Genomic DNA, 24,335 nt, shown 5'->3' on the forward strand with positions numbered 1-24,335 from the left:
AGGCCTGAGTCTAAGGCGTGTTCGACGCGCCCGCAATCCTCCCGCCTTTTGCGCTCCCTTTCGGTTGCCTGCGTTGTCGTGCAATAATCAGCGCCGCGCTTAATCGATGAACTTATATAAGGAAACAGACAACATGATTGCCTGGACAGAACAACAGCAAATGATCAGGGGTATGGTGCGTGATTTCGTGGAGAAGGAGATCGTACCGAATATCGACGACCTCGAGTACAACGGCGTACCGCCCTACGATGTGTTGCGCAAATTGTTCAAAACCTTTGGCATGGATGAGTTGGCCCGCGCCAACTTCGAGAAACAGATCGCCCGCGAGGAGGCCATCGCCCGCGGTGAGCAGGTTGATGAGCCCAAGAAGAAAGCAGAAGTGACTGACGGACCGGTGTCCGCAGAGGCCCTGGATGCCGCTGCGATGGGCATACTGCCGATTATTGAAATCAGCCGTCACTGCCAGGGCCTGATTACCGCCATGGGCGTGTCTGTAGGACTCACCGCCGGTGCAATCATGTCCAAGGGCAGCCTCGCACAAAAGAAGAAGTATGCCGGCGAGCTGATGACACTGGAAAAGATCGGCGCCTGGGCAATCACTGAACCCAACTCTGGCTCAGATGCCTTCGGCGCTATGAAATCGACCGCCCGGCGCGACGGTGAAGGCGGCTATATCCTCAACGGCAATAAAACCTTCATCACCAACGGGCCGCACGCCGACACGATCGTATTTATCTGTCGCCTGGACGAACCTGGCGTTGATCCTGCCGACAGGAAAATCGTCTCCTTCATCCTCGATTCCGGCATGCCTGGGCTGGAACAGAGTCCGCCCTTCAAGAAAATGGGCATAGGGGCTTCGCCCACGGGCGAGCTTTTCCTCTCTGACGTGAAGGTCGGCCCGGATCGCTTAATGGGGGAATCGGAAGATGGCTACGGTCGCTCCGGCGCGAAATCCACCTTCAGCACCGAGCGCTCCGGCGTTGCCGCAATGGCTCTGGGCCTGGTGGAGCGCTCGCTGGAAATGTCGCTGGAATACGCGAAAACACGGGTGCAGTTCGGTCAGCCAATCGGCAACTACCAGCTGATCCAGCTGAAGCTGGCAAAGATGGAAGTGGCGCGGCTGAATCTGGAAAACATGGTGTTTCGTTTTATCGAAACGAAAGCGGCCGGCAAGGACTTCAGCTTTGCCGAGGGATCTGCGATGAAGCTGTACGCGGCACAGGCCGCGATGGAAGTCACCACGGAGGCAGTGCAGATTTTTGGCGGTGCCGGTTATATGCGCGAGACGCGTGTAGAACAGCTCATGCGCGATGCCAAAATCCTGCAAATTTACGCGGGCACCGATGAAATGCAGATAGTAGCCATTGCCCGTGATCTGATGGGACGAGCATAGACGGAGAGCGGCTTGAACAGAGTGAAACCAGGCGAGATCCGGCCGGCTCTACTCTCCCGCGGCGCGATAGTCGCTGCTGCGATAGTCATGGCGACAAGCGCCCACACCAGTGAACCCACCTTCGACTGCACTGCAGCCGAGGGGCAGGTCCAACAGCTGGTGTGCAGCGACGATAGACTTGCCGCACTGGATCGCCAACTGGCCTCCGCCTATCAGTCGGCGCTGGAAACGCTGCCACCGGATGAGTTAACGCTGACAAAAGCCCGGCAGCGCGGCTGGATAAAGGGCCGCGATGATTGCTGGAAAGCCGATGAGGTATCGGCGTGCGTGGTTGCAGCCTACCAGACGAGAATTGTCGAGCTACAGATTGCAGCAGGCCAGTTTAACCCATCAGTCACAGTCAGCCTTGACTGCGATAACAGCGCTCAAGTGCCCTTTTTTGCTGCGTTTTACAACGACACTTCACCGCCCTCGGTGGTACTCACCAGAGGGACAGACCAGACCATTGCATTTATTGCGCGCAGCGGCTCAGGTTCACGCTACACCAACACTGGTGTTGAGTACTGGGAGCACCAGGGACAGGCAAGCATCGATTGGTTTGGCACTAAACTGGTGTGCCAGGTGGAGAAATAGCGATACTATGCCCGCCAGCCTCGCCATTATGCCTGGGCGTGAGCCACAATCGTTAACCGGGAGTGTCAGGTGACTTACTGTTTAGGAATCAAGGTGGAACAGGGAATTGCGATGGTATCGGATTCCCGCACCAGCGCGGGTGTCGACAACATCAGCACCTACAGCAAGATGTGGAAATTTGGTGTGCCGGGCGAGCGACAGTTCGTGCTGTGCAGCGCAGGCAACCTGGCCACCACCCAGTCCGTCATCGCCACACTGGAGCGGGACGTGAAGGACAAGGTTCCACAAAGCCTGCTGACGGTGCGGGATATGAATGAGGCCTCAGAGTACATCGGGCGGATCAACGTAGAGTGCCAGCAGCAGAACACTGGCGGGGGCGCCATTTTCGAAACGACATTCCTGCTGGGAGGCGAAATCGCCGGTTCGGGCAACGGCCTCTACATGATTTATTCGCAGGGTAATTTCATCGCCAGCTCCGCCCAGGTGCCTTTTTTGCAGATCGGTGAAACCAAGTACGGCAAGCCCATTCTCGACCGGGTTATTCAACCGGACACCCCCATTGAGCGCGCCGCGCTGTGCGGGCTGGTATCCATGGAAGCCACCATCCGCAGCAATCTGGGAGTGGGGCCGCCAGTCGAAATCTATCTGCTCGATGTTGGTACTCTGCAACCGGGCCGCTACCTGATTTTTGGTGAGGACGACAACTACCTGAGTTCGCTGCGCCAGTCCTGGAACAAGCTGATGCAGGATTCATTTGACCAACTAAACCCGCTGGTCTTTCCTTCCTGACCACCGCTTACCGCAGCACGCAGCGATTCAGGCGACCGGCCCGCGCTGTAGAGCGCGGCAATAGCTCAGGCTTTACTCTCTCGGTACAGCGCTTCCGCCCGTTTCTTTAATCCGGCGGCGCAGTCGTTAAACCCCTTCTCGACGATCTTGCCCATTTGCTCGATCATCGGTGCGGCAAACTCTCCGCCAAATTCGTCGATCGTCACATAGCGACAACTACTGTCGTCGATCGGTGTAATACGCTGCAGCCGATCGGCGTGTACCGGATCACCGGGTTTATTCTCCATCGACCAGATAATGGTGTGGATGGGCTCGATTTTGGTGATGTACTCCACCTGCAGCTGCGGGCCGTCGCCCATATCTACCTGCATTTCCAGCGGCGAACCGACCACCGGCTCCCCTTTCATACCGGGGCAGAACGTATTCCACTGGCCGTAGTTATCGAAATCAAGAATGACATCCCAGACGATCTGCGCTGGTGCATTGATGACGATCTCCTCGCTGGAAACGCTGTTCTCTGTAATCATGTTGCTACTCCCGGTTGCCTTTCAATTGCCGTAACTCACGCCACCATTCACGCGCCACGCCTGACCATTCACCCACTCGCCATCATCCGATAGCAGAAACGCTACCGCGCTGGCGATATCCTGCGGTGCTCCGTGTCGAGGGCTGCGCGCACCTTTGAGCATCCAGTCTTTCATCGCCTGATCCATATTCGCATCCAACTGTTCCGTCAGCACGAACCCGGGAGATACCACATTGCAGCGAATGCCCTGTTGCCCCCACTTTGATGCGATGTGACGGCTCAGGGAATTGATTGCTGCCTTGGAGGCGGCATAAGCCGGCCGCTCCGGCTCGCCGGCTATCGCGGCATCCGAGGAAGTCAGCACAATGGCGCCGCTGCTCTGCTCAAGCATCGTCGGCAGCGCAGCGCGCACGAGTTGCACCGTTCCCAGCAGGTTCACCTGCAGCGTGCGCTCCCACACAGCGGCGTCATTGCTGAGAATGTCTCCGTCGATCAGTATGGTTTGCAGATCGGCCACATTGGCGAACAGTCCATCGAGGCGGCCGAAGTGCGCGCGGGCTGATTCAACCAGTGAATTAATGCTGGATTCGCTGGCCTGATCATACTCCCACGCGGTGACATTGCCGCCGGCTGCATTCAACTCTGCAGCGAGCGCTTCTGCCCCGGCAATATTGAAGTCTCCAATGCCGACGGTAGCACCCTCCGCGCTGAGCCGGCGCACGGTCGCCGCGCCAATACCAGTGGCGCCACCACAAACCAGAATGGCCTTACCCTGCAGATTCCTCACAGCTCACTCCCTTGCTCATTTCCTCGGTCCTTATGGTACACAAACGGTAATTTGAGTGGAGCGGACGAATGTGCAAGTATCCATACCGGCCACTGCAAAATACACAAATAACACCGGCTAACCTTTAAATGAGAACGCACTTGCCATGAAAATATTCGCCTTTATCTGGAACAGGATTACCGCAGCAATCAGTACAGCGCTGCTATTGCTGGTGCTAATCGCGCTCTTTTTCGGCTATAAGCTGGCCACCAAAGAGCAACTGGACAACGAGGCACGCATTGACAGCAAGCAGGACTACCTGACGCAACTGGGCGAGCACAAGGTCTCGCGGCAAGACGTTCCGAACATTGTATTCATCCTCTATGACGACATGGGATACGGCGATATTGGTGCCGGCGCGGCGGGTAGCGCGATGATCGCCACACCCCATATTAACCGGCTCGCCAGCGACGGTGTGGTGCTCACCGATTTCCACTCGCCCTCTCCGGTGTGCACACCCTCGCGCGCAGGATATCTCACCGGGCGGCTTGCACCTCGCGCCGGCCTGCCCCATGTGGTATTTCCAACAGGCAGTAGCAAAGCGCTTGTATTCGGCACACTGACACCCAAAGAAGGCAATGTACGCCTGCCCGCCGAGGAGATTACACTGGCCGATCTGCTCAAGGCAGCCGGATACGCCACCGGCATGGTGGGCAAGTGGCATATGGGCGATCGCAGCCCGTCACTGCCCAACGACATGGGTTTCGACAGCTATTACGGCGCGCTGTACAGCAACGATATGGAGCCCTTTGCGCTGTATGCCAACCGCGAGATCGCAATGGAGGCCCCGGTCGACCAGCGCTTTCTGACGGAGCGCTACACTGACGCTGCGACAACGTTTATCGAGCAACATGCGCAGGAGCCTTTCTTCCTCTATTTCGCGCACAATTTTCCCCACGACCCACTGTATGTGCGTGCAGAGCGCAGCGGCCGTTCCCGCGCGGGGCTTTACGGCGATGTGCTGGAAGAAATTGACGACAGTGTCGGCGCCATCGTCGACACACTGGCGCGCACCGGCAATCTGGACAATACGCTGATCATTATCACCTCGGACAATGGGCCGTGGTTTCTCGGCGATGCCGGCGACCAGCGCGGGCGCAAAGGCAATACCTTCGAGGGAGGAATGCGCGTGCCGTTTATCGCGCACTGGCCCGATGCGATCATACCGGGCAGGACCGAACAGGCGATGGCGATGGGTATCGACCTGCTGCCCACCGTGTTGGATATTTTACAGTTGCCAGCTCCGCCAGACCGCGAACTGGATGGCCGCAGCATTCTCAATCTGCTGACCCAGGGCGGCCCTTCTCCCCATGACTACCTGTACTACTACGACGGGGAAGCGCTTTTTGCCGTGCGCGACGAGCGCTTTAAATATCGCGCACCGGCAGGTGTCTTCTACGGCACCGACAATATGCCGGTGGCCGCGGGAATACCGCAAAAAGAATGGCTGTTCGATCTGGAGGGGGACCCGCGCGAGTCCTATGATACCTCGGATAGAAACCCCGACGATCTGACGCGCCTGCGCGCGGCCTTTGATGCCAAGACAAGCGAGATGTCGATAAACAAACGTGGGTGGAAATAATGTCAAAACGAATAATCCAGATAGTGCTGGCTTCACTGCTGATCGCCGGATGTCAAAACACACCAAAGCTCCAGACCGGCGAGAATGCAGAGGTGATCGATGGTCACCTCGTACGCGTCGATAACACCAATGCCAATTTGGTCTATGTAGACCCCGATGCACATTTTCAAAAGTACACGGCGATCATGCTGGCGCCTCTGGGGGTGGACAATGTCGAAATCGTACAGCCTGTAACCAGCTCGCGCCTGCCCGGCTACCGGAACTGGGAACTGACCGACAAAGACAAAGAGCGTCTGCAGAAAGCGTTTCAGCAATCGATGGTGGAACAGCTATCCGGCAAAGATGGCTTCCCGGTGGTAACGGCCATTGGCGACAATGTGTTGCTTATCACGGCCCGGCTTACGCGCATTAAACCCAACGCCGCCAAGGACGACAACCGCTCCCGTCCGGTGGGCCGCAACGTTGTGGTAACAGAAGGTGCGGGGAAATTGAGCGTTGAGGTGACCTTCAGGGATTCCGAAACCAGTGAGGTGCTGGCGCTGGCCAAGGACACCCGCTCGGGTTCCTCGCAGTGGGGCATCAATAACAGCGTGACCAATGCCGCCGAGGTAAAAAGGGTGTTTAACAGCTGGGCGCGACAGATAGCCGCTCAGCTGCAAAACGTGCACAACAGGGCCAACTCAGGGAAAGCAGGCGACTAGCGCGAAGCAAAGGCCTTTTTGCTGTTGTTGTAGATCGTGATGGCGCTATCCACGATCTGGGCGTCGTACGCGCGCAAGCCACTCAACAGCATGTGTTTTTTACCGCGCCCGACAACTTCACCACCGTCCTCAAGGTGAAAAGCCAGTTCGACACTACCGCGCTTACCATTGATTTCGAGCTCGTTGTAATCGCCCTGTAGCAGGGGATTGGCAATATCCAGTCGATCCAGGTCGATGGTCATGCTCTGGTAGATCACCATGGGACGGTCTGGGCTGATCATCACCTGCTGCTCGGCGAGCAGCGGCACCAGAATGTGCGGAAATGTCTGCCCGGAAAACTCGACATAGCTCTGGGTGAGGTTCTGTATCAGGGCCTCGCTGTGCACTGTTTCCCCCGCGCGCTTGACGCGCAGGTACTCGCGACCGTCGGTATCGTTGATATACAACTCCTGTGACGGCTCGGGCAGCACCAGCTCCACACCGGCCGTCACCATGCCGGAGAAAATGAACTCCATATGCTGACTGATGCCGTACTTGGCCAGAATAATGGCAAACAATAAATCCCCGGGAATACAGAAACGCTTGGCATCTGCATTGTGCAGGGGGTTGAAATCGTTCGCCATCTGCTTGGCGAAATTACTGCCCTGTTCACGCGTAAAACTGATACGCCCGCTGGGTTCACTGTAATACTGATCGATGATCATAGTGGGTCAATTTTGCCTTTCGTTGTGGTGATTATCAGTAGAGAAGTGAGCCGCAGCTCGCAGTCTAGCAGGAAAGCTGTGTCTTCACGCACCTTCAATTCAGCCAGCTGCAGGCCCGTAATGGTAGGTGGAGTGCGCTGACACGGCCCGCAACACTTCCGTCAAACACCTGCAGCTGCGGTTGCAGCGGCGTATCGGGCAGCCAGCAAATCGCCAACCGGTAGCCGGGCAGCAAATCCAGCAGCAAGTACTGAGCCAACGTCGAGTCACCCGCGGTCGTCACAGCAATACCTGTGCCGCTGTGCACCGGGCCACTGTGCTGTGCGAACGCAAAGCCCCGGGAGTCCAGACCGAACAGCAATTGTTCCCCCCTGGCTTTCACGGCAGATTCCTTGAGTGTCCACAGGTCGTAGAATTGGTCGCACTGATCTGCCGCGCCGCAACGTGCAAGCACCGCGACCTCTTCTTCCCGGAAAAATCGCCTGGCCAATGTCATCACATCACGCGTTGACACAGCCTGCTCTACATCTACACCGACCGGTACTCCCGCGGTGACCGCACACACCAGCCACTCACCGCTGTGGCTCACATTGAAATCGAGCGCGCGCGGTGCATCCACCAGATACGGTTTACCCTGCTCACCAACACCGAAATGCCAGTCTTCGGGCGCCACCTCGGCATAGTGGGAGAGCACGCGACGTTTAAATGTGTCAGACCCCGCATACCGATCACGCGGGCTGCACCAGACATGGATATCCCGTGCATTAAGGCACGGGGAGCCTGAAAGTGTACTTAACGGGTAGTGTTCAGAAGCGTTGAATGGTCTTGCCAATAATTCTGTCACGCACTTTCCAGAACAGGTTGTCGGGGTTGACCACAATGATAAATACACGCCGCAGCCGTTCCGGTGGACATTCGATGGGCCTGACCGCGTGCCAGCAATGATCACCGCGCTTAATCAAAGCGCTGTAGTTGCCGATAGACTTACACTCGGTAATACCTTTAAAGGCATCCAACGCGGGCGCGGAGTTGTAATCCAGCCGACCGCCGTCATCCAGTATCAGAGTCGCGCCGCCCCAGGCCGGATCCCAATCGTCTTCCGAGTTGAAGTAGAACAGGTGGGAACCGTGTTCACGCCGCGAATCGCAATGCGGTGAGACGTCGGCGCCGCTGGGCGTATAGTGCCAGTGAAAACGGAACTCCACTTTTTTCGCACCCAGCAATCGCTGAATTTCATTGCGATAGGCGTCGGAGCATAGTTCGTCGATAAATTCCTTCCACGGCGCCGGCACCGGCATATCTGGCGTGTACTCCAGCGAGTAGCGATCGTGCGGCGCCTGTCCGGCGCGACGCTCATCACCAAACTTTTCGTCAAACATCTCCAGAGGTGGCATATTAGCCAGCAGATCCTGAAAACCCTCGGGCGTCAACACGCCCTCATCGTTGTAGTACGGAAACGGGCTGGTCGCCTCAAACTCTTCCGTACGCAGATCGCGCAGTTTGTCGATATTCAGGTATTTCATGCAGCCCTCGCTTGTAAATCGGGCGTGCGATCCAGGACCTCAAGAGCATCGTGGCGCACATGATTCTTGCGCATTTCATCGCGCACCAGTTCCTCACTGATATGCCCGACCTTCAGGCACTCCTTCAACAACCCAAAGAATAGATCCTGCTGCGCTCGATCCGGGTGTTCGCGGTAGCGACCCAACAGACCGTAATCGCCAAATACCTTGGCTCGCAGGCGATTGGCCTTTGCCAACAGGGGTTTATCCTTAAACTTATCGGCGGGCGTGTAATCCACGGGCAGACCAGTTTTCCAGGGTTGTGTCTTGCGCTTGGTGTTGTGCAGCAGGCGCGTATTGCTGTCCAGGTGATCGAAATCATTCCAGCAGTCGGGCAGATAGCCGATATTGGCGGGATCTTCATAACCCAGCACCATCCACTCCTTGTAATCCTTTTCGCTGCGGAAAAGTTGATCAAACTCTTTCTCGGCATCCCAGTGACGCAGCCGTGCGCAATCCAGCAACAGTACACTGGTAGCGACCTGGTCGCGCTTACCTTCCTTGGAGGAGCGATGACGCCCCATCACAGCAGCGCCCTTCATATCCATTTCAAGCAATTCGACAATATCACCAACAGCAAAGACATCCGGGTCTGTGACGACAGCGCGCCCCTGCCAATTCATCAACTTGGGCGGCAGAAAACGCAGCGGTGTGAAGGATTGCAAATCATCCATGTGCCAGACCCGACTGGTACCACCGCGCAGAAAGCTTTGCCCTTCTTTAGCTCGCAGGTAGGGGTAATCACGCGTGTGAATAAACTTCACATCAAACTTGTCGGGGTTGGCCGAGTTGCGGCGAAAGGAGTATTCGGACACCAGTGCGCCCAGCCACTGCCGCTCGTTGGTGTGAATGAAAACGCAGTTATCGCTCAACGGAGTTCCCTTACTTTAGGAGAAACCACTAACCAGCTTTTACGTTGGTTTCTGCACTGGTATAGCCAAATACCGGCAGCAGATTTGAATCTATCATCGCATTCAACTCTGCGACTTGATCGTCGTCAAAATAGTCGCGATAGCCGCCCACCTTGGCCTTGCGGACCTTGAAGGTGTTCGGGTCATTGACGTCTTTTGCCTGCACCCGGCTGCCACTGCGCCAGAAATAGTTGTCCTGCTCTTTCTTTCGCAGATTTTCAACTGAGGCAAATTCCGCAGTATCGCGCAGGTAGTCGTCGTTAGGCTCCATACCCAGAAACTCGACAATGCGCGACATTTCCTGCTCCGGCTGCGCTCGCAGATCCTCGTACCGCACCACCAGTAAATTTTTGATCTTCGGCAGTTCCCGCGCCCAGTTGTTCAGAAATTCGATGATGTGCCCAAGGCCCTGATCCTCGCCCTTCACAAAATCATAGACCGAAATATCCGCTTCGTGCGGCGGGTATTTGTTCATGGCCTTTTTTTCCGGGCGCATGCGGTATTTCCACTGGAAAAACTGCGACACAGCCACATCGATGGGATGACGCACCAGCAGCACCGTTTTCTTATCGTAGAAATCCTTTTTGGAATCGACATTGCCCGTGTAACCACGCAGGTAGTTATCGTGGGTAAAGAAAATTTTCGGGATGTTCTTGTCGAGCCGGGTGAAGTTGTCAAAGCCCATCAGAATATTGTCGGGCAATTTGTACATCAGCTGGTAGTAGCGCGATATCATCACCCGCACCCAAGTGCGCCCACTCTTCCCATAAGAGGCGAAAATATACTCACAGTTGTTGTACTTCCAGAACTCCTCTTTCCCACGGCGCCAACGCTGCAGCTGGTGGGCTTTGGCCTCTGGTAAAAATACCGAAATCGCGCGTACCAACCATTTGATTAGTCGCTTGATAATCATATGCATGTAGAATTCCCCTGATCAGGGCAGATATAAGCGGCGAAGGGTATAGGATGCCAAGGCTATTCTCAAGATTGTCTGGTATTTTTAACGGCTTTCGCTCATCCAGCGCAAGCAATTGATTTGCAAGAAGAATACATTGCTCAGGCCACCGAGCGAATCAATCTCAAATGTGTATAATTATTCTTGTTCAGTTGCGCGATAAGAAGCCGGGAACTATTCTGGCCACGGCTGTTCTGACCTGAAATCACCCTGTTTCACCACTATGGTTGCCTCACCATGATCAAGCTATACAAATCTGTCGTAATTTTATTCTCTCTGGCAATGACAAGCCTCACCCACGCAGCTGAAAATGAGCTCCCTAGCCTCCCCAGCTGGCAAGTACTGGAATACGAACAGAAGGCATTCTGGGCCACGGCCAAATCGCGACTGGAGGTTCTGCCGGTGCCCGGAAAGCCAGATTTATGGGAACTCGATGTGCAGAGCTCTGTTGTCGACAATTCGGAAACGCTGGAAGTGAGCTTCGAGGCCGCCACCGGGCGTGTCCTCTCGCGAGCGCGCATCAGCAGTGGCAAAGAACAGCGCATGAAGTCATACCAGTACAATTCAGATCACATCTACCGTGAGCGCCGCAACGCCCCGGCAAACAGCGCCGTGCCGGCAAATGAATGGCCCGTCTCCAATACAAAGTATCTGAACTATCCGGCTTCCAAGGGCGATACCGTCGTCACCAGCCCCTATATGCTGGTGCTGCTGGCCGCACAGTTGCAGGCACAGGGACCAAATCACTCGATGGAAGTCATCGTGAATACGGATCTGAACTTTTATCGCGTAAAACTGACCAGCGGCAACGGTATTACCATAGACGCGGATTACAAAGTCGCCGGACAAGACCCTGTGAGCGGTAAAGTTGAAACTGTCGCGGTAGCGATACAGGCCAGCCCAGAAGGCACACTGACCGACGACGACGATTTCAGCCTGCTGGGCCTGGACGGCGAGATCATCCTGTTGTTCGACCCCGCAACCGGCCTACCACTGCAGATACGCGGTGATGCACCGCGCATCGGCGGCACCGAGATCAAGCTCAAGTCCGTCACAATGAGGGCCGCGCAGTAGTGAATCTACCGGCCTGTCCGGTAGGTTTGATCAGCAATCCCGGGAGCGGCCACAACCGCGACCAGTTCGACCGCATACGTGCACACATAGACGGACAGCCGGGCATCCACCATCGCATTACCCACAGCGCTGCTGATATCGCACCAGCGCTGGCAGAACTGGCCGCGCTGGATATTGGCGTGCTGGCGATCAATGGCGGCGACGGCACGGTGTCAGCTGTGCTTGGCGAGCTTCTGGAGACAAAACTGTTTGACCGCCCTCCGCTGATCGCCCTGCTGCCCGGCGGCACAGCCAATATGAATGCCGGCGATGTCGGCGTGCGCGGTTCACTGCGCAAGGCGGTAAACCGTTTCTGCCAGTGGTGTGAAGGCGCACGCGAAACTACCGGCAAACTGGAACAGCGTGCGCTGATGCGCGTAGTGACGGACGACAGCGAGCAACCCCGATACTGCATGTTCCTCGGTGGTGGTGCCGTGATTCACGGCACCGAATACGCGCACCGGGAAATCCACTCGCGCGGCCTGCGCGACGATTTCAGCCTCATCCTCGGCACCGTGCGCACCGTGTGGGGCGTGTTGCGGGACGACCCGGCGTTCAATCGCCACGTCGACATCACCCTAACCCTGGATGATGGGGAGCCGACGCAGTACGACACCCTTATTCTTGCAGTGAGCACGCTGCAACGCCTGTCCTTCGGCATGCGGCCGTTCTGGAGCCAGCAGCCGGGCATGATCCGCCTGACGCTTATGGAGCAGGGCTGCACGCGCTTTGCCCGCACGTTTTTCTCAATCATTCGCGGCCACCCCAACCGCAATGCCGTGCCACAAAGCGGCTACCGCAGCCACAATGCCGACCAGCTTCATCTGGCGATGACAGGTAAAATCAACCTCGACGGCGAACTGGTAGAGGTTGGCAAATCTGCACAGATCAGCGCCAGCGTACCACTGGAGTTCCTGCGCCTGTGAACGTCTACCCACCTGTCACCGGCCCCAATGCCGACAGCGACCCGACGCTGGCGGCGCTGCTGGAACAGCTGCAGGCGCGTTTTCACAACGCTGTGTGCGCCACGCTGGTATACGGCTCCTGCCTGCGCAGCGGTGATATCTACGACGGCCTGCTGGATCTCTACCTGATCTGCGACAACTATCGCGCCGCCTACCGGCGCACGCTACCGGCCGCGGCCAACTGGCTGCTACCACCCAATGTGTTCTACGCCGAGCAGCGGGCCGTAGGGGATGCGCCCGCCGACCGGATACTGCGCAGCAAAGTGACGGTGATCTCCCTGCGCGACTTCCAGCGGGGCTGCTCAATAGCGTGGTTTGAATCGTATATCTGGGGCCGTTTTGCTCAGCCGACGCTCATCCTGTACGCCCGCGATGCGCAGATGCGAACGCAGATTGAAACAGCGTTGACCACAGCTGCCCACACGCTGTTGCGCAATGCCCTGCCGGCACTGCCATCCGAGGGCAGCCTCACCTCGCTGTGGGAGCAGGCACTTGGGCTTAGCTATGCCACAGAGCTGCGCACGGAGCGCAGCGGGCGGGCACAGGAGCTGGCGCAATCCTCGCGTGAGTTCTACGCCGCCCTCACACAGCACAACGCAAGCAGCCTGGGCAATGGCTTTTCGCTACACCAACAGGCGGGGGAATGGTGCTATAGCAACCGGCCCGGCCACTTCCGCCGGCGCCGGACCCAGCTGGCATGGGCTGTACGACGCAGCCAGGGCAAGCTGCTCTCCATCATGCGGCTGGTCAAGGGACTGTTTACCTTTGATGGCGGGCTCGACTACATCGCCTGGAAACTGGAGCGCCATTCCGGCGAGGAAATCCGCATCCCCGACAAGGTCAGGCGCGCCCCGCTCATCCACATGTGGTCCTTCTTCTGGGGCTTATATCGGCGCGGTATCTTCAAGTAAACCGGCCCATACCACGTACTATTCACGCTGAAAGCACACCCCGGAAAATGGAAAAATGCGCCATTTTCCTTTATAGTCCCCGCCCAATCTAGCCATCTTTTGACAGCCCCGGCAACCCCATGAAAGCCTGCGTATTTATCCAGACAAACCACAAACAAATCACCGGTGCCATCGTTGCCGAGCACGCGCTGCGCCGCTATTCCACCAATAATGACAAGTTTGACGTGCAGATCATGGATACCCGTGACTACCCGTTCTTTGCTGCCCGGGAAGGCCAGGAATACCTGCGCGATGGCGTCAAGCGCACCTGGATGAACGACGATTTGCAGTCCTTCACCCCGACCCGCTTCATGCCGCCCAAACTGATGGGCTACGAGGGCCGGGCCGTAGTCATCGATCCCGATATTTTTGCCGTAACCGACATATGGGAGCTGCTCAGCCGCGACATGCACGGCAAAGCCATCATGTGCCGCATGCGCTCCGGGCCCAAGGGGCTGATCGACAAGTGCATGGCCAGCAGCGTAATGCTGCTCGACTGCGCCAAGCTGCCGCACTGGGATGCGCAGAAGAAATTTGAAGCCATGTTTGATTTCACCCAAGACTATCAACCGTGGATATGCCTGAAAGAAGAAGATCGCGACACACTGGACTTCTTTGAAGCCGAGTGGAACGACTTCGACAAATTCACCCTGCAGACCAAAATGCTGCACACCACCCGGCGCAAGACCCAGCCCTGGAAAACCGGGCTGCCTACAGACTGGCGTCCGGCGGAGCGTTTTCGCCTGTTCCCGCCGGCGGCGTGGGTGATGCGCGCGCGGCGCAAGCTATTTGGCGAGTATGCGTTTCTGGGCAATTACAAGCAGCACCCCGACCACAACCAGGAAGTATTTTTCTTCGGCCTGCTAAAGGAATGTGTGGAACAGGGGAAAATCAGCGAGGACTTTTTGCGCAACGAAATGGCGCAGAACCACGTGCGTCACGATGCGCTGGAAATCCTCGCAAAAACACCGGACCTGCCGCCGGCGCCCCTGCACCCCCTTACGGCGATTTCACAAGCTGCTTGATCGCCTCTGCAGCGCGCTGCAGGTCAGCGTGCGCGACCGACCCTCGCCCCCTGACGGCTGCCCGCTCCTGCAACGCCTGCGCCGCCGCGCCTATAGTCTGGGGCAACAGCCACCGCGCGCGGCCTGAATCCACCAAAGCATCCTGGATCTTGCCGATATCACGCCGCATTCGCTGTGGGCCAAAGCGCATAGCCAATCGGTGCGTGAGCGGCTTGTAGCGGTAATTGTGCGACAGGCACCACCAATGTCCTGCGTCGCCTACATCAAAAATATACAGCGGCTTACCGGTATCCACCGCTTCGCCCAGCATGGACATGGACTCGCCGGTGACGATGAAGGCATCCGCCAGCGCCAGCAGCCCCTGATAGGGGTTCTCGCCCGACGCGTGCCAGCGATGACAGAGACACGGCGCCTGCAACTGTGCCTGCATGGCATCGCCGGCAGCGCGCGGTGTGCGCGGGCTATCGGTGGCCAGCACCGCCCCCCCTGAGGCCGACGCCAGTGACTGGGCAAGCTGACCCAGGCGCGCGCCCTTCTCTGCAGTCATCACAAAGCGACCGCTGTCGCCTCCCATCAATACCGCCACCCAGGGTCGCGGCAAGTGTTCAAACTGCGGCCGAAATTGCTCCGCTCGATTAAAGTCCTCCGCGGTGAAGCGATGCAGGGGCAGACTGTTGTGCACGACATTGGCGTGTTCGGGCAGGAAGTATTGCGGTGTGGTAACGATCAAATCCCAGACGGACAGCGGCGCCCACGGGCGGCCGATATGCACCAGCCTGGACCTGCCGCCTGACTGCTGTTGAATCCACCGCGCCACCGGTTCATTGCGGCGGCCCGCGCTGATAACGATATCCGGCCAAGGCGCAGTGAGCTCGCTCGATTGAGCGCGATCTATACCGGCCAGCGTAGCGCGCCCGCCGATATGCACCATCAGCTCCCAGGGGCGGGCGTTGATAAGTTTTTCCTGATAGCCCCAGCCGAGTTCCTCGGCCAGCGCCCGTACCTGGGTGTTGTCTCCGGCTTTTTTGCCGAGCAGACACCAGACTGTGATAGATCCCTCGCCCACGCGGCGTCCTCGTCAGGTTTATCGCGGTAAACGGCGCGCGGCCGGGGAGCATCGCTCCAAAAATTGCCAAAGCCAGTCGTTTATGGAACAGCGCGCTGGCGGTAAACTATCCTACAGATTCCTCGCGAGAAGAAACAGTTTGAAACCCACCGTATTCATACACACCAACCACAAACAGATGCTGGGCGCACTGGTAAGTCGTTACTCACTGCGCAAGCGCTCCGCACACGCCGACAAGTTCGATGTGAAATTCGTGGAGGTGAAAGACTACCCCTGCATGTTGGAGCGCGAAGGACAGCTGTACCGCCGTGACGGCGAGATGCGGCCCTGGCTCAACGACGATCTGCAGTCGTTTACACCGCTGCGCTTCACTCCCCCGCAGTTGATGGGGTATGAGGGCCGCGCCGTGATCATGGACCCGGATATTTTCGCCATCGGCGATATCTGGGAGCTGTTACAGCGCGATATGGCCGGTGCCGCCATTGTGTGCCGACCGAAAACGGGCCGCAAGGGCCGTCAGGGCGCCTTCGCCAGCAGCGTGATGCTGCTGGATTGCGCGCAGCTCACGCACTGGCAGTTCGAGCGAGACTTCACCGAGATGTTCGAGCCGGTGAAACGCGATTATATGGATTGGATTTCGCTGAAACTGGAACGGCCGGGCAGCATCGCCGCGCTGGAGAACCAGTGGAATGATTTCGATCACCTGGACGAAAACACCAAGCTGCTGCACAATACCAAACGCAAGACCCAGCCTTGGAAGACGGGCCTGAAGATCGACTACCGCCCGGCCGATACTTTTCAGCTATTCCCTCCGCGCCACTGGCTGCGACGCGGTCGCCGTGCCCTGTTTGGTGACTACAAGTTCGCCGGCACCTATGACGCCCACCCCGACCCCAGACAGGAAACCTTTTTCTTCAATCTGGTGCGCGAGGCACTGGCAGATGGGGAGCTCTCCGAGTCGCTGTTGCAGGATGAAATTTCGCAGGGGCATTTGCGCCCCGATGCGATGCAACTGGTCGGCGCTTGAGCGGTTTGACGGCAGTGTAGCTCCCCCAACACGGCTGAAACTCGATTATCACCCCGTCGACATCGTGGCGCACCCGCCCCGGACTACAACCTTCCTTTGACACATATATTAGATTTATCTAATATATTTCTGGCCATTGCCATAAACCAGAGCTCGGGATGTCTATGGATATTGAACGCATGCGCAGCAACGTGCAGGAAGCATCGGCACTGCTCAAATCGCTGTCCAACCCCAATCGATTGCTGGTGCTGTGCGCATTAGTTACCCGAGAACACACGGCCGGTGAGCTCGAAGAGCTAACCGGACTAAGCCAGTCCGCGATTTCACAACACCTGGCGCGTCTCCGAGATGAACAAATCGTCGCGACGCGGCGCGATGGGCAACGCATTTTCTACTCGCTCACCAGCACCCATGTGACGGCAGTGATTGAAACACTGCACGGGATCTATTGTGTCGAACATTGAGGAAGGTCGCTACGGCCGCGCTATGAGCAAGGCTATTGACGGCGTTGTGCACTACGCGTTGGGTGGCGGGCTGCCGAAAGTGATTTTCCTGCTCGCGCTGGCCGCGGGCGCCCTGGCGCTGCTGTATACCCCCCGAGAGGAGGAGCCCCAGATTGTTGTACCGATGGTCGATGTACTGGTGGACACACCGGGGCTCAGCGCTCGCCAGGTCGAGCGACAAGTGACCATCCCGCTGGAAAAACTGCTGTCGCAAATCCCCGGTGTCGAGCATGTCTATTCCACATCGGCCACTGGCCGCGCCAGCGTCACGCTGGCCTTTTATGTCGGCGAAGATCGCGAGGATTCGCTACTCAACACCTACAACAAGCTCTACGCCAACCAGGACCGCGTGCCCCCGGTTGTCAGTCGCTGGCTGGTGCGGCCGGTGGAGGTGGATGATGTGCCCATCGTGATGCTAGGACTATGGAGCAGCAACGCCGAGCGGTACAGCGACTACGACCTGCGACGCATCGCCGATGAAGTCTCCACAGTGTTGCAGGGCATACCTGAGGCGGGAGAGGTCAATGTAGTAGGCGGGCGGCCGCGCACCATCAAGATACTGATCAATCCCGAGAGCATGGGGGCGCGGAAAACCACGACGGCAGATATCGTATCAGCGCTGGCAGTATCAAACGTGCGCCGCGCCGCGGGCCATTGGACCTTGGGCAATGACTCCATCGAACTGCAAGTGGGTGACTTTGTGGAGGACAGCCAGGCACTGGAGACACTGGTGGTGAATGTCATCGACTCGGTACCAGTGTATCTGCGCGATGTGGCGCGCATTGAGGACGGGCCAGCAGAAAGCGATAGCTATACCTGGATTGACTTCGCCACAGCCCACCCCGTTGCGCAAGCAGACACTGGCACCCCAGCCCTCGGGGCCTCCCACCCGATGGTCGCCATATCGGTCGCCAAGCAGCGCGGCGCCAATGCGGTCACGGTCGCACAGGCGGTGCATCGCGAAATGGCTCGCCTGCAGGACACCCTGCTACCGACGGATGTCCAGGTCGAGGTGTTACGCGACTACGGCCAGACGGCCAATGAAAAAGTGAACGACCTCACCGCCAGTCTCGCATTCGCCATCGTCACTGTGGTGATGTTTATCGGTGTATTCCTGGGCTGGCGCGCCGCCATTGTGGTCGGGCTGGCGGTGCCAATTTGCTATGGCATCACGCTGGGCCTGGACTATGCAATGGGGTATACGATCAATCGCGTAACGCTGTTTGCACTGATCCTGTCACTGGGCCTGCTGGTCGACGATCCCATCACCGGCGTCGACAACATATCCCGCTTCATGGGCAGGACATCGATGCCGCTGCGTGAGCGCGTGGTAGCTGCCATCGCAGAGATTCGGGTCCCCTTAATGCTGTCCACCGTTACCATTGTTGTCGCCTTTCTGCCACTGGCATTCATTACCGGCATGATGGGGCCCTACATGGCGCCGATGGCGTTCAATGTGCCGGTCAGTGTGATAGCCAGCACGCTGGTGGCCTTTCTGGTCACGCCGTGGCTGGCTAGCCGGTTGCTGAGGACAACCCCAGGTTCAACCGGAGAAGACGTTGCCGCGCCGCGGGGCGGTTTCTACCGGCGCGCAATGACACCCGTGATCCGCCATCGCGGCCGCGCCAAGATCCTGCTGTGGGTGGTACTGGCCCTGTTTATTGCGACAACCGTGCTGCCATTGCTGCGCGCGGTCCCCCTGAAGTTACTGCCATTCGACAACAAGAACGAAGTGCAGGTGCTGATCGATATGCCCGAAAGTGCCAGCCTTGAACAGACGGCGGCCGTCACGCGAGAGGTTGCGAGCCAGATTCACAGGCTGCCTGAGGTTATGGCCATTGCGGCGTTTGTCGGCATCGCATCGCCAATTGATTTCAATGGCCTGGTGCGCCGCTATTATCTGCGCGAGGGTGCGCACATGGGCGAGTTACGACTCACGCTGGCTGACAAGTCACGCCGCGCACAACAGTCGCACGCTATTGTGCTGCGCCTGCGCGAATTGCTCGCACCGATCAATCACGAGGGTGTAAAAATCAAGGTGGTAGAAGTACCGCCGGGGCCGCCCGTGCTCAGCACTCTGGTCGCGGAAATCTACGGCGACACGCTGACACCCTACAGTACACAACAGGACGCAGCTGCCGCTCTGATGGATCGCTTGTCGCGCGAGGCCCATGTGATGGAACTCGATTCGAGTATTGCAGACGAGCAGGTACGTTTGCGTTTTGTCACCGACAAACAAAAAGCCGCGCTGTCCGGCGTTGCCACGGACGACATCGCCAGCACACTCGCCATGGCCAACGCGGGCTACACCGCCGGCTACCTGCAACTTGAACGAGAGGCCAGGCCACTGCCGCTGGAGCTGCGATTGGATCCGCACCTGCGCGTTTCACAGCAAAATTTTGAAAGCCTGCTGGTGAAAGGCCGCCCGGGTATCACCAAGGCCAGCACCGAGCAGGGTCTGGACATCGCACCGCAATCTCTGGTGCCACTGGGTGAACTGGGCCACTTCCAACAGAGTACCGCCGACCAGGCCATACACCACAAGGATCTGCGCCCGGTGGTCTATGTCATGGCGGAACTCAATGGTCGCACGCCGGCTGAAGTGATTGCCGATTTGAGCGCCGATGAGGGCGCGCCAACGCGCGACGGTGCGCTCTGGCAGTCGCGCACCTATTTCAATAGCGGCGCAGGGGACAGCTGGGAACTGCCGGCCGATACCTACGTAGAGTGGGGCGGCGAGGGTGAATGGCGCATCACAGTGGATGTATTCCGCGACATGGGCCTGGGCTATCTGTTCGCACTACTGGCAATCTTCGTCCTGTTGAAATTGCAGACGCAATCCACTGCGCTGGCGCTGATCATCATGTCCTCCATACCGCTGACTATCATCGGCATCATGCCCGGCTTCTGGCTGATGAACCAGTTCGGTGAGCGGGTCGTCGGCGGCGCGCCCGACCTGGTGCTCTTCACCGCAACCGCTATGATAGGAATGATTGCGCTGGCCGGTATTGTGGTGCGCAACTCCCTGATTCTGGTCGAATTTATCAGCCAGGCCAGAGCGCGCGGCGACACGGTGCAGGAAGCCTTGCTGCAGGCCGGCGCCGTGCGCATGCGGCCGGTACTACTCACTGCGGGTACCACCGTGTTGGGCAACCTGATCATAACGCTGGACCCGGTATTCAGTGGACTGGCACTGGCGATCATCTTTGGCATCATCGCTTCCACTTTGCTGACCCTGATCGTGGTGCCCGCAGTCTACCTGTTGGTTTTTGACGAGGACGTGACAGCATGAACAAGACTTCCCGTAAACTGCTGCTAGCCGCGACCGCTCTACTGGCACTGGCCCTGCTGGTGGCCGCCATGGCAGGTGTGTTCACCGACAAAATCAACCCCGGACTGGCGCAGGCCAATACCGTCGACACCAGCGAGGCGGTTACGACCGCGATACAGCAAGTACCGTTCACCGAGTTGGTGCCCGCCTCTATTGAGGCCAGGGAGACGACCATCATCTCCTCCCGCCTGCTCGCGCGCATCACTGGCATATCGGTGCGCGCCGGCGATGTGGTGGAGCCCGGTCAGTTACTGATAGAACTGGAGAAGGGCGACCTGCTGGCGCGTGCACAACAGGCCAGGGAACAGATACTGGCGGTACAGGCAAGACTGACCCAGGCCACACAAAACCTGCAGCGGGCCGAGGAATTGCACAAGCGCGGCCTGATCGCCAATGCCGACCGCGATGCGGCACACGCCAATGCGGCCGCACTTGAGGCCGATCTAGGTGCCGCGCAGCAGGCGCTGCAGGAAGCGGAGACTGCTGTCAGCTTCACCGATATACGTTCACCCATCGCCGGGCGTATCGTCGACCGGTTTGCCGAGCCGGGTGACACCGCCTCACCCGGCCAGAAATTACTGGCCCTGTATAATCCGTTTTCGCTACAGGTCGAGGCCTGGGTCCGAGAGCAACTGGCGCTGGCACTAAAGCCCGGCGCCGAATTGCAGGTGGAAGTGCCCTCAGTACAGCGCACCTTCACTGCACGCATTGAAGAGATAGTGCCAGCGGCCGACCCCGGATCGCGCAGCTTCCTGGTCCGGGCGATATTGCCCTCAGACCAAACACTACTGCCGGGCATGTATGCGCGGCTGCAGGTATTCGCCGGGTATCGTCCGCAACTGCTGGTGGCGGCTGACCGTGTGGCCAGTGTCGGACAGCTGGATGTGGTGTGGATAGCAAACGACGGCGTCATCGAGCGGCGCTTTGTCCAACTCGGACAGCCCGGCCCGGACGGCATGGTAGAAGTCATCAGCGGCCTGGCGCCGGGCGATCTGCTAATGCCCCGGCAGAACCAGACCTTAAGACCATGACGTACTGACTCACCCACAAACGCGCAGTCGCAAGGAGAACCCCCCATATGCGAGCAATGGTACTCAACGAAATCGGACAGCCATTGGCGCTGACCGAACTGCCGCAGCCGACGGCGGGCGAAGGACAGTTACTGATTCGCGTACTGGCCTGCGGAATCTGCCGCACCGATTTACATGTCGTCGATGGAGACCTGACCGAGCCGCGCTTGCCGCTGGTCCCCGGTCATCAGATCGTGGGGATCGTGGCAGCGCTGGGTGACAATGCCGGCAACTTTTCAGTCGGTCAAAGGGTCGGAGTGCCGTGGTTGGGCGGCAGTTGTGGCCATTGCGAGTTTTGCGCCAGCGCCCGAGAAAATCTGTGTGATGACGCCGTATATACCGGCTATCAGGTCGATGGAGGCTTTGCCGAGTACACGCTGGCCGATAGCCGCTACTGTTTTCCTGTACCGGAAGGTTTCAGCGCCTTGCAGGCAGCGCCACTTTTGTGCGCAGGGCTGATAGGATATCGCTCATGGCGCCCGGTCGCCGCTGCTTCGCGCCTTGGTTTCTATGGCTTTGGTGCGGCGGCGCACATACTCATTCAGTTGGCGCGCTATCACCAACAAGCGGTCTACGCGTTCACCCGACCGGGCGACCAGCTCGCGCAGGAGTTTGCCCTGCAGCTGGGCGCTCATTGGGCGGGCGATTCCGATCAAAGTCCCCCGGAATTACTCGATGGCGCTATTATTTTTGCCCCGGATGGTGACTGTGTTCTGCAGGCGCTGCGCGCGATCAAAAAGGGCGGCAAGGTGGTTTGCGCCGGCATCCATATGAGCGATATCCCCCCTATTCCCTATAGCGACCTCTGGGGTGAGCGCAGCATTGCGTCAATCGCCAATTTGACCCGCGCCGACGGCGAGGAATTCCTGCCGCTGGCCGCAAAGATTCCAATAGAGACGGAGGTCCACGCCTACCCTCTGGAGCAGGCAAACGCGGCACTCGATGATTTGCGCAACGGTCGACTCACCGGTGCTGCGGTATTATCGATTTCTGCAGGTACGGAGCGGCCCAGCTAAGCTGAAGCGAAGTGACATTCGTCAACGCGGCATCTGGCAAATCGCGGCCTTTAACCTGATCATAGATCGGCGCGGCTATCCCTCGGACGGGATAGGCTATGAATCGGCCTGTGTCTGAAAACTGTGGCCACCCGGTTATGCTATCTGAAACCAGGGAAATGTCGCCGCTAGCCAGATTGAGACGGTAAAGGCTGTCACGATTGTCACTTGAGTAAACTGCCCGGCCCCGACTGCTGCGAAATGCATCCCAACTTTTCTGTTCACTATTGTAGTCAGCGAAGCATTACGGGACCGGCAAAGAGCCCGGAGGAGTCCATGTGTCGTCACCTCCGCCTCCACCGCCGCCACAAGCTAGGTAAACCTTGAAGTACGAAAACAAGCCCAAAAGGGAGGCGGCATACTCGCGCAGGTGGGCGCCTCACTGCGGTGGCATCTCTGGCCGCGTACTGCAGACAAAACGCTATTGTCCCCCTGTATTAGTGACAGAGCACTTGCTAAAGTGGAGCTGAAGTAAGCAGATACTCATAACAGGGCGCCACCAGCAGGTGGTGCTGGCCCAAAAGTTTGCTAACACGGAAAGAGCATCAAGCTCGACGGGGACAATTGAATTGCGTCGATCCATTGCGAAGATACTGTTTTTGGTAATCACGCTGGCCGTAGTCGCCGCTGTACTGCACTACGGTATGCAATCACGTATTCCGAAGGTCCCTGTAGTCGCGGTCGAGCGTGGGCCTGTGGAGCGGGTGTTGTCGATTGTGGGCCGCGTGATGCCAAAGCGGGAGGTCAGTGTGCGCGCTGAGCAGCCCGGACAGGTTATCGAGTTGCTGAAGGATGAAAACGAGCATGTCACCGCGGGCGAGGTGATCGCCAGGGTGGCCGCAGAGGAAGAAATTGCGACACTCAGCGCCAGCCGCGCCGAGGCGATTGCAGTGGAGGCGGAGCTGGCGCGGGCAAACAATCAGCTGACGCGCACACAGGAACTGGTTCAGAAGGGCTTTGTGTCCACTCAGAATGTCGATGACTTACTGGCGGAAGTTGACGCGTTGAAAGCGCGGCTCGATGCCGCTCGGGCGGCGGAGCGGCAGGTTGCGGTTCGCGCCGAGAAATTTGTCATTCGCTCACCCATCGACGGGCTGGTACTGGCAAGGCCTGTCGATGTCGGGCAAGTCGTATCCACCGAAACAGGTTTATTCGATATTGGGTCTGTCGAGCTCGAGGTTGAGGCAGAGGCCGATGAATACTACGCCGATGCGTTGCAGCTCGGTCAAGCTGCCCGCATCAACCCGGCTGGATCGGCCGATATTTTTGACGCTGTAGTGTCAGAAATTTCCCCTCGTGTTGACCCCACGACAGGAGGCCGGATAGTCCGGTTGGAGACTGCTGCCACCGCTGACAGTTTGCTGCCGGGGAGGACGATCAATACCACGATTGTCGTGGAGCGCCTCGACGATGCTGTTTCTGTGCCACGCAGCGCGGTGCGACTATTGGGGGGTGGGCATCAGGCGCTGGTGGTGGAGAACAACCGAATTCGCGTAGTACCGATTGAGATTTTCGATTGGCCCGGACCTCGTGTAGTTGTCACAGCGGGCCTGCAAGGCACTGAAACGGTTGTGGCCAGAGCCACCTCGCTGGCAGAGGGTGATGAAGTTAACCCCCTGAATAGCGCGCAATTCACGGCTCCCTGACG

The 24,335-nt window shown here is 58.2% G+C and carries 23 protein-coding genes; 15 read left to right on the forward strand and 8 right to left on the reverse strand.

What is annotated here, in order from left to right; translation table 11 throughout:
- Nucleotides 1-133 precede the first annotated feature (133 nt).
- The 3 genes from AC0L6S_RS15080 to AC0L6S_RS15090 all read left to right on the forward strand — a co-directional run bounded on the left by AC0L6S_RS15080 (nucleotide 134) and on the right by AC0L6S_RS15090 (nucleotide 2,815).
- A complete protein-coding gene (locus AC0L6S_RS15080; protein WP_473424931.1) occupies nucleotides 134-1,393 on the forward strand; it encodes an acyl-CoA dehydrogenase family protein in 1,260 nt (419 codons plus the stop codon).
- Between the two features lie 21 nt (nucleotides 1,394-1,414).
- The gene (locus AC0L6S_RS15085) at nucleotides 1,415-2,026 is read left to right on the forward strand and encodes an MliC family protein (protein WP_473428613.1); all 612 of its coding nucleotides are present in this window, start codon (nucleotides 1,415-1,417) and stop codon (nucleotides 2,024-2,026) included.
- 69 nt (nucleotides 2,027-2,095) lie between these two features.
- On the forward strand, nucleotides 2,096-2,815 hold the full coding sequence (locus AC0L6S_RS15090; RefSeq protein WP_473424932.1) for an Ntn hydrolase family protein: 720 nt from the start codon (nucleotides 2,096-2,098) through the stop codon (nucleotides 2,813-2,815).
- 65 nt (nucleotides 2,816-2,880) lie between these two features.
- On the opposite strand, the gene AC0L6S_RS15095 is transcribed toward AC0L6S_RS15090, so the two are convergent.
- Both AC0L6S_RS15095 and AC0L6S_RS15100 read right to left on the reverse strand, forming a co-directional pair.
- Entirely contained in the window at nucleotides 2,881-3,342 is a 462-nt protein-coding gene (locus tag AC0L6S_RS15095) for an SRPBCC domain-containing protein (protein WP_473424934.1), read from the reverse strand.
- A 21-nt stretch (nucleotides 3,343-3,363) separates the two neighbouring features.
- Complete coding sequence (locus AC0L6S_RS15100) at nucleotides 3,364-4,128, reverse strand: SDR family NAD(P)-dependent oxidoreductase (protein ID WP_473424935.1); 765 nt, start codon at nucleotides 4,126-4,128, stop codon at nucleotides 3,364-3,366.
- A gap of 145 nt (nucleotides 4,129-4,273) precedes the next feature.
- On the opposite strand from AC0L6S_RS15100, the gene AC0L6S_RS15105 reads away from it, so the two are divergent.
- Together AC0L6S_RS15105 and AC0L6S_RS15110 are read left to right on the forward strand one after the other, a co-directional pair.
- A complete protein-coding gene (locus AC0L6S_RS15105; protein WP_473424936.1) occupies nucleotides 4,274-5,749 on the forward strand; it encodes a sulfatase family protein in 1,476 nt (491 codons plus the stop codon).
- Entirely contained in the window at nucleotides 5,749-6,450 is a 702-nt protein-coding gene (locus tag AC0L6S_RS15110) for a DUF3313 domain-containing protein (RefSeq protein ID WP_473424937.1), read from the forward strand. Before AC0L6S_RS15105 ends, AC0L6S_RS15110 begins: the two co-directional genes overlap by 1 nt.
- Here AC0L6S_RS15110 and AC0L6S_RS15115 read toward each other — a convergent pair.
- The 5 genes from AC0L6S_RS15115 to AC0L6S_RS15135 all read right to left on the reverse strand — a co-directional run bounded on the left by AC0L6S_RS15115 (nucleotide 6,447) and on the right by AC0L6S_RS15135 (nucleotide 10,546).
- Nucleotides 6,447-7,154, reverse strand: a complete 708-nt coding sequence (locus AC0L6S_RS15115; RefSeq protein ID WP_473424938.1) for a DUF3581 family protein — start codon at nucleotides 7,152-7,154, stop codon at nucleotides 6,447-6,449. The genes AC0L6S_RS15110 and AC0L6S_RS15115 overlap by 4 nt on opposite strands.
- A gap of 94 nt (nucleotides 7,155-7,248) precedes the next feature.
- Entirely contained in the window at nucleotides 7,249-7,998 is a 750-nt protein-coding gene (locus tag AC0L6S_RS15120) for a 4'-phosphopantetheinyl transferase family protein (protein ID WP_473424939.1), read from the reverse strand.
- Complete coding sequence (locus tag AC0L6S_RS15125) at nucleotides 7,961-8,677, reverse strand: hypothetical protein (RefSeq protein ID WP_473424940.1); 717 nt, start codon at nucleotides 8,675-8,677, stop codon at nucleotides 7,961-7,963. The genes AC0L6S_RS15120 and AC0L6S_RS15125 overlap by 38 nt, the downstream gene beginning before the upstream one ends.
- On the reverse strand, nucleotides 8,674-9,588 hold the full coding sequence (locus tag AC0L6S_RS15130) for a hypothetical protein (RefSeq protein ID WP_473424941.1): 915 nt from the start codon (nucleotides 9,586-9,588) through the stop codon (nucleotides 8,674-8,676). Before AC0L6S_RS15130 ends, AC0L6S_RS15125 begins: the two co-directional genes overlap by 4 nt.
- A gap of 28 nt (nucleotides 9,589-9,616) precedes the next feature.
- Complete coding sequence (locus tag AC0L6S_RS15135; protein ID WP_473424942.1) at nucleotides 9,617-10,546, reverse strand: sulfotransferase domain-containing protein; 930 nt, start codon at nucleotides 10,544-10,546, stop codon at nucleotides 9,617-9,619.
- 273 nt (nucleotides 10,547-10,819) lie between these two features.
- On the opposite strand from AC0L6S_RS15135, the gene AC0L6S_RS15140 reads away from it, so the two are divergent.
- From AC0L6S_RS15140 to AC0L6S_RS15155, 4 genes are all read left to right on the forward strand, one after another.
- Nucleotides 10,820-11,656: a hypothetical protein gene (locus AC0L6S_RS15140; RefSeq protein WP_473424943.1), complete on the forward strand. Its 837-nt coding sequence runs from the start codon at nucleotides 10,820-10,822 to the stop codon at nucleotides 11,654-11,656.
- Nucleotides 11,656-12,621 (forward strand): diacylglycerol/lipid kinase family protein, encoded by a 966-nt coding sequence (locus tag AC0L6S_RS15145; RefSeq protein WP_473424944.1) that lies wholly within the window; start codon nucleotides 11,656-11,658, stop codon nucleotides 12,619-12,621. Before AC0L6S_RS15140 ends, AC0L6S_RS15145 begins: the two co-directional genes overlap by 1 nt.
- Nucleotides 12,618-13,571, forward strand: coding sequence for a hypothetical protein (locus AC0L6S_RS15150; protein WP_473424945.1), 954 nt, complete (start codon nucleotides 12,618-12,620; stop codon nucleotides 13,569-13,571). Before AC0L6S_RS15145 ends, AC0L6S_RS15150 begins: the two co-directional genes overlap by 4 nt.
- A gap of 119 nt (nucleotides 13,572-13,690) precedes the next feature.
- On the forward strand, nucleotides 13,691-14,635 hold the full coding sequence (locus tag AC0L6S_RS15155) for a hypothetical protein (protein ID WP_159171890.1): 945 nt from the start codon (nucleotides 13,691-13,693) through the stop codon (nucleotides 14,633-14,635).
- Here the strand turns inward: AC0L6S_RS15155 and AC0L6S_RS15160 are convergent.
- Complete coding sequence (locus tag AC0L6S_RS15160) at nucleotides 14,610-15,701, reverse strand: mitochondrial fission ELM1 family protein (protein WP_473424946.1); 1,092 nt, start codon at nucleotides 15,699-15,701, stop codon at nucleotides 14,610-14,612. The two genes, AC0L6S_RS15155 and AC0L6S_RS15160, sit on opposite strands and share 26 nt — an antisense overlap.
- A gap of 139 nt (nucleotides 15,702-15,840) precedes the next feature.
- On the opposite strand from AC0L6S_RS15160, the gene AC0L6S_RS15165 reads away from it, so the two are divergent.
- The 6 genes from AC0L6S_RS15165 (at nucleotide 15,841) to AC0L6S_RS15190 (ending at nucleotide 24,333) form a co-directional block, all read left to right on the forward strand.
- Nucleotides 15,841-16,728, forward strand: coding sequence for a glycosyltransferase family protein (locus tag AC0L6S_RS15165; RefSeq protein WP_473424947.1), 888 nt, complete (start codon nucleotides 15,841-15,843; stop codon nucleotides 16,726-16,728).
- Nucleotides 16,729-16,892: 164 nt separating this feature from the next.
- Entirely contained in the window at nucleotides 16,893-17,192 is a 300-nt protein-coding gene (locus AC0L6S_RS15170) for an ArsR/SmtB family transcription factor (protein WP_473424948.1), read from the forward strand.
- Nucleotides 17,179-20,523: an efflux RND transporter permease subunit gene (locus AC0L6S_RS15175; RefSeq protein WP_473424949.1), complete on the forward strand. Its 3,345-nt coding sequence runs from the start codon at nucleotides 17,179-17,181 to the stop codon at nucleotides 20,521-20,523. The genes AC0L6S_RS15170 and AC0L6S_RS15175 overlap by 14 nt, the downstream gene beginning before the upstream one ends.
- Entirely contained in the window at nucleotides 20,520-21,593 is a 1,074-nt protein-coding gene (locus AC0L6S_RS15180; RefSeq protein ID WP_473424950.1) for an efflux RND transporter periplasmic adaptor subunit, read from the forward strand. Before AC0L6S_RS15175 ends, AC0L6S_RS15180 begins: the two co-directional genes overlap by 4 nt.
- Nucleotides 21,594-21,640: 47 nt before the next feature.
- A complete protein-coding gene (locus AC0L6S_RS15185; protein WP_473424951.1) occupies nucleotides 21,641-22,648 on the forward strand; it encodes a zinc-dependent alcohol dehydrogenase family protein in 1,008 nt (335 codons plus the stop codon).
- A gap of 608 nt (nucleotides 22,649-23,256) precedes the next feature.
- Complete coding sequence (locus tag AC0L6S_RS15190; protein WP_473424952.1) at nucleotides 23,257-24,333, forward strand: efflux RND transporter periplasmic adaptor subunit; 1,077 nt, start codon at nucleotides 23,257-23,259, stop codon at nucleotides 24,331-24,333.
- Nucleotides 24,334-24,335 lie beyond the last annotated feature (2 nt).

Source organism: Halioglobus sp. D3-4, assembly GCF_055809315.1.

Bases quoted from the DNA above. Each gene is read 5' to 3' on its own strand.
- AC0L6S_RS15080 (WP_473424931.1), top strand. From the start codon at position 134: ATGATTGCCTGGACAGAACAACAGCAAATGATCAGGGGTATGGTGCGT.
- AC0L6S_RS15095 (WP_473424934.1), bottom strand. From the start codon at position 3,342: ATGATTACAGAGAACAGCGTTTCCAGCGAGGAGATCGTCATCAATGCA.
- AC0L6S_RS15105 (WP_473424936.1), top strand. From the start codon at position 4,274: ATGAAAATATTCGCCTTTATCTGGAACAGGATTACCGCAGCAATCAGT.
- AC0L6S_RS15110 (WP_473424937.1), top strand. From the start codon at position 5,749: ATGTCAAAACGAATAATCCAGATAGTGCTGGCTTCACTGCTGATCGCC.
- AC0L6S_RS15115 (WP_473424938.1), bottom strand. From the start codon at position 7,154: ATGATCATCGATCAGTATTACAGTGAACCCAGCGGGCGTATCAGTTTT.
- AC0L6S_RS15125 (WP_473424940.1), bottom strand. From the start codon at position 8,677: ATGAAATACCTGAATATCGACAAACTGCGCGATCTGCGTACGGAAGAG.
- AC0L6S_RS15135 (WP_473424942.1), bottom strand. From the start codon at position 10,546: ATGCATATGATTATCAAGCGACTAATCAAATGGTTGGTACGCGCGATT.
- AC0L6S_RS15140 (WP_473424943.1), top strand. From the start codon at position 10,820: ATGATCAAGCTATACAAATCTGTCGTAATTTTATTCTCTCTGGCAATG.
- AC0L6S_RS15155 (WP_159171890.1), top strand. From the start codon at position 13,691: ATGAAAGCCTGCGTATTTATCCAGACAAACCACAAACAAATCACCGGT.
- AC0L6S_RS15170 (WP_473424948.1), top strand. From the start codon at position 16,893: ATGGATATTGAACGCATGCGCAGCAACGTGCAGGAAGCATCGGCACTG.
- AC0L6S_RS15180 (WP_473424950.1), top strand. From the start codon at position 20,520: ATGAACAAGACTTCCCGTAAACTGCTGCTAGCCGCGACCGCTCTACTG.
- AC0L6S_RS15185 (WP_473424951.1), top strand. From the start codon at position 21,641: ATGCGAGCAATGGTACTCAACGAAATCGGACAGCCATTGGCGCTGACC.